Source organism: Rummeliibacillus sp. TYF005, assembly GCF_003844195.1.
Classification (GTDB): Bacteria; Bacillota; Bacilli; order Bacillales_A; family Planococcaceae; genus Rummeliibacillus.
Map to the genome: position 1 here is coordinate 81,799 of NZ_ML122550.1, position 9,093 is coordinate 90,891.

Sequence of the window (9,093 nt, forward strand, 5' to 3'; positions counted from 1 at the left end):
TGTTACATTTACTATATACAACTAAAATGAAAATACTGATAGAGTAACATTAGATTTTGGTGAGAAAATTAATCATTCGTAATTGACATTACTTTCCCCGATACACCGTGTATTTGAAAAGTTTTGTTTATACCTTTTTTCTCTATTTTGACTAAATAATATCCACCACTGCTTGTCTCATAGTAAGTGGTATTTTGAATCGTACCATTCAATTTCTTTATAGCAATCTGCTGTGCTTCTTTTTTACTTATAGCAGTATTTTTAGCATTCAAATTAACACGAGTCTCAGATAAAATTTCACCTGTAATCGCGTCTACAATAATATTCAGTTTTTTGGATTGAGCAGTGACTTGAATTTGATACACCATTTCATTTTGCCATGTATTTAAAAGCTCACTCTCAATTCTTCCATTATAATGATTTTTTATAACTCGATTAACTTCCTGTTTAGACAAAATATCTTCCTTTTTTAAACCATCTAGATCTGTTCTTTTCATCTGAAGTACTTTGCCGTCTTTCGCTCTCACTTCAATATGATAGTTCGCCCCATTTTTTGATAATTCCATTGCGTACTCATCACCATTGTTTTTAAAGGAGACAATTTCTCCACCATACATCGTTTCAATACTTTTATAAACTTCCTCAGTAGATTTTCTATTTTCAGTAGACTCATGATTCCACATTAAACAAACACTGAAAATCGCCGCAATAGCTAATATAATAATTGTTAGGAGTGACAAATGTTTAACTTTTCTCATTTGGTACCTCCTTTTGTTCATTAAAAGTCAATATCATGGTGGTACCTACCCCTACTGTACTTTCTACTGATATGCTGATATTTAACTGGTCAGCAATTTCTTTGGCAATAGCAAGGCCTAAGCCAGTCCCACCTGTTTTGCGATTTCGATCTTCACTTATTCGATAGAATCTTTCAAAAAGATGTGGAATATGCTCTTCGGCAATCCCATCCCCATAATCCTGAATTTTAATAATGTAAGGTTCTTCAGATAAATGTACATGTATTTCGTCATTACTATAACGTCTTGCATTTTCAAGGAAAATAAATAAGAGTTGCTTCATCTTCTGATGATCTGTATTTACCAACATAGGTCCTTTTCCATAAAGATAAAATTCTCTTTTATAAGTTTGACGCATTTGTTGTAATGTCTGTTGTAATAATTGATATATATCAATCTGTTCCTTTTTTAAAGGTGCATTTTCTTTATTTTTTGCAAGTTCAAGCATTTGTTGAATCATTTCTGTCATACGAATAGATTCACTTAATATAGCCTCTACTGATTCTTCCGCTACCTTTTTATTATCAAATCCCCGACGTTTAAGAAGTCTTGCATAACTTTCAATCACTGTAAGTGGTGTTTTTAATTCATGCGAAGCATTGGAAACAAATTGCTCTTGCTTACGGTAATTTTGTTCAAGCTGTGACATCATATTGTTAAACGTTGAACTCATTTCCCCTAATTCATCTTTTCCTTGCTTACGTATAACAATTTTCTCAAATGTTCCTGATTGACTACTTCTTTTCATAGTAGCTGTTAATCTTTGAATTGGTAGAAGTACTATTTTAGCAAGCGTCATACTTGAAAGCATGACGAAAATCGTGGCTATAATAGTCATTCCACTCAGTACCAGTCTTAATAGCGAAAGTGTTCTCGCTACATTTTTCATTGATTGCATAATTTGAACATATACAACAGAACCGTCTTTCCAAACAACTGGTACATTAAGAGAGAGAATGGCTATACCTTTGTATTCTTCAACTTGATAGCTCTTTGTGTTCAATTGCGGTTTATAGGATTCGATACCTTCCATAGATTGAACAGCTACTAGTTGCTTTCCTTTTTGGTCAATAATTCGAATAGCTCCATTAGTAGGTATATAAGCTCGTAAAATTGTCGCCGGATCATTAATGCCGCTAGTTTGACTAATAGAAGTCACAAGTTCCTGCGATTCCTCTAACAGTTGTCTATACTCTGTATCATAAGCCATTTTCTCATACATAAAGTAGATGCCGACAGTCATAATTACTAGAATAATAAGCATTAAAATTGTCGAGAATATATGAATTTTCGATTTAAGTTTCATGTGTCTTTTCCTTTAGAACATAACCCACACCACGTACTGTGTGTATGAGCGGATTGTTAGACCCTTTGTCTATTTTCTGGCGTACGTATCGAATGTATACATCTACTACATTTGTATCTCCATAGTAATCATATCCCCACACCCTATCTAATATTTGCTCACGCGTTAAAACTTGTTTTGGATGTTTGAGTAAATACAATAACAATTCAAATTCTCGCGGAGTTAAATCGATTGATAGTCCGTCTTTATTTACTTCTCTTGTTTTTTCATGCATTGAAAGTCCACCATATTCATGAAAATAGATATCTTTTTTTATGTCCTTAACATCGTTTTTTTGTTTTTCTTTTTGAAATCTTAATGCTACTCGAATTCTCGCCAATAATTCTTCAATTTCAAAAGGTTTTGTAATATAATCATTTGCCCCGAGATCTAATCCTGTCACTTTATCTTCGAGTTCATCCTTTGCAGTTAACATAATGATTGGTGTTGAGTATTCTGTAGCTCTTATTCTTTTTAAGACATCAATCCCACTTATAACGGGTAACATGATGTCTAACAAGATTAGATCCCATTGTTGTTCTCTGTATAATATAAGTCCATCTGAACCTGTATAAGCAATACCCGTCTCATACCCTTCAAACTCTAATTCTAATTGTAGGACACGCGCTATTTTCTCTTCATCTTCTATAATTAAAATTCGTTCTGCCAAATTCTTCACCTACCATTTACTGTGATGAACTTTTAAATAATTTAGATTTCCATATTTAAAAGTTTTACTTTTATCGTAGCATGTTTTTATGAAAATATAATGAGAATAAACCGGCAATTGATAAAGATGATAATCTTATTCTTTATAATAAACAAAAATAAAAGGACTGTCCTATAAGTAGAAAACTTACAGGGCAGACCCTTCTTTCAATAAAAAATATCCGTTATAATGTATTACTCCTGCGGTAGTCAAATCTAAACTCCACTATCCGCATCCCTTTTACATAAATACGAAGAATGATAGTACAATGGCTAATACAATACGATAGATTGCAAATGGCACTAATTTTACTTTTGAAATAAGTTTCAAGAAGAATTTAATAGAGATTAATGCAAAGATAAATGCACTTATAAATCCTACAACATAGAAACCCATGTCCCCAAAGTTAATCTCATCCCAGTGTTTTAAAAGTGAAATACCACTAGCACCCGCCATAATTGGAACAGCCATGATAAATGTAAAATCTGATGCTGTTCGGTGATCTAATCCTAATAATACACCGCCAGAAATTGTAGCACCTGAGCGTGAAAATCCTGGCCATAATGATAGACATTGTACAAGTCCTACTTTAAAAGCTTGGACATAAGAGAGATCATCAAGTGAAGTTACTTTAGGTCTTTTTGGTCCAAATTTATCTGCTACAATCATCAAAATCGCACCAACAAATAATCCAATGATTACTGTTTTAATCCCAAATAAATAACTATCGATATAATCTTCTAATAATACCCCTAATACACCAGCAGGAATAATCCCCATAATAACATGCAATAAATTAAATCTGTGATGTGGTTTCTGTCCTTCAAGATGATATAAACCTATCAAACTTAACATTCGTTTCCACATGACAACTACAACAGCTAGGATGGACCCTAACTGAATAACAATTTTAAAAGTATTGGCAGAAGATTCTCCTAAAAACTCTTTTGTTTTTAACCACATGTCATCCACAATAATCATATGACCTGTAGATGATACTGGAGCAAATTCTGTCATTCCTTCTACAAATCCTAAAATAATGGATTTTAATAGCTCTAAAAAGTCCATAGTATCTCCTTAATTATTTTTTATTTTACTTTGTTGAATGATTACCTTTCATTACAAACAAAACTATCATAACATATGAAAAGAAAAAGCAAACTTAAAGTTTCATTAATGATTAGTCCACTAACTCAACATCTACAACCCACATTTCACTTCTACTATTCGTACGAATAGGTGGACCCCAAAAGCCAAAACCTGATGAAACAATAATATGAGTAGATTTTTTCAAAAGATAGCCATAATCTAGTTCGAATAGTTTACGAGTAATCCATTGATTCGGCCACATTTGTCCCAAATGGGTATGTCCAGAGAGATGCACGTCTACTCCAAGATTTACAGGTGTTTCTAAATCCGAAGGTGTGTGATCCATCACTATCCAAGGAAATTGGTCATCCACAGCTTTAGATAATTGCTCTAAAGATTTACGATCCTTATTTGTTTTATCTTCTCTTCCAGTTACATAAAACGTATTTGCTACACAAATTGTTTCATCTTGTAGAATTTTTACGCCTGATTTTTCCATCTCATCTATAAATAGCGGAATCTGTTTGCCATAATATTCATGGTTTCCTAGTACACCATAAATACCATATGTAGCTTTTAATGTCTTCATGACTTCATCCATCTGATATGCCTTATACCAATATGGATGATCGTCTACGATATCTCCTACAAGAAATACAATATCCGGCTTTGCAGCATTTGAACGTGAAACAAACTTTTGTAATAGTCTCTTATTCGATAAGATTCCAAGATGAAAATCAGAAGCAATCACTATACGATATTTTTTTCTTTCATTGCTATACTTTCTAATCTGAATTGTCTTTGTACGTATTATCGGTGAGTATGCCATGTATGATCCAAATATAATGATTAAAGCAAAAATGCTAAATATTACATACCCTACCCAAATCATATGAAATGAGGGGAAAAACCATAACAATAAATTAGCGATTGGAAATAATAATAATCCATATTCCATTACAATCAGCCAATAGCAACTTACTACTTTTGTAATTCGAAACTGCTCATTGATATTGCTAAGAATAATACTATAAGCCATATAAAGCCAGATAGCTGAAAATACCAGTGGATTACTTACATGAAAAGCACCGTGCAACCAATGGTAAACATTCCAACCAAGATAAAAGACAACTACATTATATAAAATGAAAAATATAGAAACTGCCATTATTTTCTTCATTATTGAATATATTCTCCTTTAATATCATATGTAAGTATTTTACATTTAATGGATAGAAAAATACAAACAATAACTAGTCTTAGATTGGCTCAGCCTCTAGACTTAGATAAAAATCAATTTCCAGACCGTTTAGAGAAATTCAATTTCCTCTTATGATAGAAATACAAACGAAGGGAGAGGAAATAACCAATGAAAAAATTTGGTTTATTGATCATCGGTATTATAGCAGCCATCACAATTCTAAGCTCTTTAGGAGCTTTATCAGGACTAGCCATTTCAGCAGCTATTCTTTATGCAGGAGTGCACTTCTATTTGAAAAGTAACTCCACATTCGCAAAAGTTGTGTGGGCACTCGTTGCTATTGCTGGTTTATTGACAGCAACTGCAAATATTCCAGGATTTATCGGCTTAGCAGCAATTGCTATCTTGTGGTACATCGTACACAAATGGGGCAGTTCTTCTAGCGAATCATTTGTTGCACCAAAATCAGAGGATCCATTTACAAACTTTGAAAATCAATGGAACGAATTATCTAAATAATTGGAGGGACCAACATGGTGAACTTACTACAACGTTTGAAATATACAATCGAGGCGGATTTGAATCGTCTATTTGACAAAAAAGAAGAAAAAAATCCAATTGCGATGTTAAACCAATACATTCGCGAAGCAGAAAAACAAACAGAAGAAACTGGGAAATGGCTAGAAAGACAAGGAGCTTTAAAACAAAAGCTTGAAAAAGAACTTGAAGTTGCAAATGAAATGCATAACAAACGTAAAGCTCAATTAGAATTAGCAAAGCTAAGTGGTGAACAAGACTTAATCGGTTTTGCAGAACAAGAAATGGCTGCCTATGAACAACGCAGTATCATTATAAAAACAAGTATAGATAAAACAACCGAAGAGTTATTTGGGCTAGAACGCAAATATGAAGAAATGAAACATAAGATTAAAGATATGAAACTCCGTCAACTACAACTAATGGGAAAGGAGAATGTCGTTCGAGCACATAACCAAATGGACCATATCCTTCATCCAGAAACAACAGGCTCTATTAACGATAGACTTGATACATTTGAAGAAATGGAAAATTACATTGATCGTCTTGGTCAAAAAATTGATCAGCAACATGAAATTACTTCTATGGAAGAACGTTTAGCTCAACTTGAGAAAAAAATGACAAAAAAAGAAACTCTTGAATCACCACAATAACTAGACTTCTAGAGGACTACCGTTATACTTAAAAAGAGAAGGGAAACCTTCTCTTTTTTCCCTTATATGTAATGAAACTCCCATCAGTTAGGTCAGTCTTACATCAGATTATGCGAAATGTTTAAAGGAGGGACATCTATGACGCAGTTTTCAACGAACAAACTCACAATGCTAACTCTTATTGCATTCCTGCTTATTTTTACGGAATCAACCTTTTTTGAAAACGGCAGCATTATGTTTGTTGTTCTTGGTGCATTTTTCATTTATATAAGTATGCGCAAAAGACGAAAATGGCTTTTTTGGTCTGGCGTCATATGTATAGCGATTGCACTCACATCTATGTGGAGTCTACGTATCATTGTTGTAGCCACATTATTGTATGTGTTATGGAAGATGAAAAAAGGCGACCCTGTCCATATATCATTTTCTAAGCCAGTTACACAACAATCTGTTACGAAACCTATTAAAAATAAACTTTTTTCATTTCAAAATACACCACTTCAATCTTACGAATGGCAAGATGTGCATATTCAAAGTTTTGTAGGTGATTTGTATATTGATACAACTCAAACTGTTTTGCCAAAAGGTACTTCCCTAATTTCTATTCGACAAGGATTTGGGAAAGTCAGGATTATTGTTCCATACGAAATCCCTGTTCGACTCCACTATAATACATTTGTTGGAGATGCTAAATGTTTCGGCAATGCTTATCCTAGAATTTGGAATGACACAATTACACTTCGAGATGGGTATGATTTAATAGAAGAGGCATCTACCGAACTAATCATCACCGTATCAACATTATTTGGAGATGTTGAGGTGATTCGTCAATGACAAAATTTCTAACTCGTACACTTACAACCTTGTTTTTTGAACTAATCTTATTAACAGCTATTTTCTTTCTTTTATATGGAAATACGTTATCTAAATGGGAAGGTCTTTGGGTATCACGCTACTGGAATCTACCAATTGTTGTTTTATTCATTTCTTTATGTTTACTATTTAGCGTTTGTATTGCTACTTGGAGTCTCCTTCTAACACATCAAAAAGAACAACAATTCGAATTAGCCTTACAAAATGCAGTGAAAAATGATAATCAGTCGCTTGAAACATTCGAGATTAATGCTAGCTTACAAAAATCATTAACTTCTACAAAAGAATTAATCAGTACGCAACGGAAAAGTTTACAAAAAATGACCAATGATAAAGCTGTCAACCAAGATCTCATTATTCAAGAACGCATTGTTCAAGAACGACAACGATTGGCGAGAGAACTACATGATTCTGTTTCCCAACAACTTTTTGCTGCATCTATGTTACTTTCAACAGTGAATGAAACAGTTTCAGCAGATTTGTCAGATGACACAAAAAGAACTCTACTTCAAACTGAACAAATCGTACAACAAGCACAACTTGAAATGAGAGCATTATTACTACACCTTCGTCCTGCAGCATTAAAAGACAAATCGATTTCAAAAGGTTTAGAAGACTTGCTTATTGAGTTACAGCAAAAAGTAACCTTTACGATTAAATACCGTCTTGAAGATGTACATCTCTCAAAAGGTGCCGAGGATCATTTATTCCGAATTGCTCAAGAAACTTTGTCTAATACATTAAGACATGCAAAAGCAACAGAACTAGAATTATTGCTTGTGGAGCGCAATGAACGTGTCATCTTCCGAGTACGTGATAATGGTATTGGCTTTGAAACGATTGATGAGAAAGCAGGCTCCTACGGTTTGCATAATATAGAAGAACGTGCTGTTGAAATTGGTGGTACCTGTAAAATTGTTTCTGTTCCATCACAAGGTACTGTCATTGAAATACAAATTCCAGTAGAAAAGGAGTTATTAAAAAATGATTCGAATTCTATTAGCTGATGATCACGAGATGGTACGCATTGGTGTTTCAGCATACTTACAAGCTCAGTCTGATATGACTGTTGTTGCTGAAGCTACAAATGGTCAAGAAGCCGTCGATTTATCTCTGCAACACCGTCCGGATGTCATTTTAATGGATATGGTTATGCCTATCATGTCTGGCTCCGAAGCAACAGAGGCTATTATAAAAGAATGGCCAGAAGCTAAAATAATGATTGTCACTAGTTTCTTGGATGATGATAAAGTCTACCCTGCCCTAGAAGCTGGTGCAATCAGTTACCTATTAAAAACAACAAATGCAAAACAAATTGCCGATGCTATCCGAAGTACTTATAATGGACAACCGATTTTAGAACCAGAAGTAACAAATAAAATGATGCAACGAATGCGCCATAAAGAAAAACCACTTCATGAAGATTTAACTGACCGAGAACAAGAAGTGCTTTTATTGATGGCTCAAGGAAAGACCAATCAGGATATTGCAGATGAACTATATATCGCTTTAAAAACTGTAAAAACTCATGTAAGTAATATCCTTTCAAAATTAGAAGTACAAGATCGTACTCAGGCTGTCGTTTATGCATTTAACCACCAACTTGTCCCTATTAAGTGAATTATACCTAATAGGGACTTCCTTTTCCCCGCTACTGCGGAAGCAAATAGGTAAATTACACCCTAATCAGCCGTCACTTTCCATACTATTTCCATTAAATAATAGATAATTGAGAGTATAAAATATTTTGTGTAAATAGAAATTTTAATAGAAAAAGGAAGACCTTTTCTTGATAGAATAAAGTCACCACAACTCATCCAAAGAAAAGAGGTCTTCCCTATGAATCAGTTTACAACAGAAATCATCGATGCACTAGTAAAAAAACAAGA

General features: G+C 33.7%; 10 protein-coding genes. 5 read left to right on the forward strand and 5 right to left on the reverse strand.

The window, feature by feature from the left end; all coding sequences use genetic code 11:
• Positions 1-68: 68 nt before the first annotated feature.
• The 5 genes from CW357_RS07505 to CW357_RS07525 all read right to left on the reverse strand — a co-directional run bounded on the left by CW357_RS07505 (position 69) and on the right by CW357_RS07525 (position 5,120).
• Complete coding sequence (locus tag CW357_RS07505; protein ID WP_164489565.1) at positions 69-758, reverse strand: PepSY domain-containing protein; 690 nt, start codon at positions 756-758, stop codon at positions 69-71.
• A complete protein-coding gene (locus CW357_RS07510; protein WP_119413969.1) occupies positions 745-2,103 on the reverse strand; it encodes a HAMP domain-containing histidine kinase in 1,359 nt (452 codons plus the stop codon). The genes CW357_RS07505 and CW357_RS07510 overlap by 14 nt, the downstream gene beginning before the upstream one ends.
• Positions 2,093-2,812 (reverse strand): response regulator transcription factor, encoded by a 720-nt coding sequence (locus CW357_RS07515; protein WP_119413968.1) that lies wholly within the window; start codon positions 2,810-2,812, stop codon positions 2,093-2,095. Before CW357_RS07515 ends, CW357_RS07510 begins: the two co-directional genes overlap by 11 nt.
• A gap of 279 nt (positions 2,813-3,091) precedes the next feature.
• Complete coding sequence (locus CW357_RS07520) at positions 3,092-3,919, reverse strand: undecaprenyl-diphosphate phosphatase (protein WP_119413967.1); 828 nt, start codon at positions 3,917-3,919, stop codon at positions 3,092-3,094.
• 112 nt (positions 3,920-4,031) lie between these two features.
• Positions 4,032-5,120 (reverse strand): metallophosphoesterase, encoded by a 1,089-nt coding sequence (locus CW357_RS07525; protein ID WP_119413966.1) that lies wholly within the window; start codon positions 5,118-5,120, stop codon positions 4,032-4,034.
• Positions 5,121-5,309: 189 nt separating this feature from the next.
• Between CW357_RS07525 and CW357_RS07530 the strand changes: the two genes are divergently transcribed.
• From CW357_RS07530 to CW357_RS07550, 5 genes are all read left to right on the forward strand, one after another.
• Positions 5,310-5,660, forward strand: a complete 351-nt coding sequence (locus tag CW357_RS07530; RefSeq protein WP_119413965.1) for a lmo0954 family membrane protein — start codon at positions 5,310-5,312, stop codon at positions 5,658-5,660.
• A 14-nt stretch (positions 5,661-5,674) separates the two neighbouring features.
• Positions 5,675-6,331, forward strand: coding sequence for a PspA/IM30 family protein (locus CW357_RS07535; protein WP_119413964.1), 657 nt, complete (start codon positions 5,675-5,677; stop codon positions 6,329-6,331).
• Positions 6,332-6,469: 138 nt separating this feature from the next.
• Positions 6,470-7,165 (forward strand): cell wall-active antibiotics response protein LiaF, encoded by a 696-nt coding sequence (gene liaF, locus CW357_RS07540; RefSeq protein ID WP_119413963.1) that lies wholly within the window; start codon positions 6,470-6,472, stop codon positions 7,163-7,165.
• Complete coding sequence (locus tag CW357_RS07545) at positions 7,162-8,211, forward strand: sensor histidine kinase (RefSeq protein WP_119413962.1); 1,050 nt, start codon at positions 7,162-7,164, stop codon at positions 8,209-8,211. Before liaF ends, CW357_RS07545 begins: the two co-directional genes overlap by 4 nt.
• Positions 8,189-8,824, forward strand: coding sequence for a response regulator transcription factor (locus CW357_RS07550; RefSeq protein ID WP_119413961.1), 636 nt, complete (start codon positions 8,189-8,191; stop codon positions 8,822-8,824). The genes CW357_RS07545 and CW357_RS07550 overlap by 23 nt, the downstream gene beginning before the upstream one ends.
• Positions 8,825-9,093: the final 269 nt, after the last annotated feature.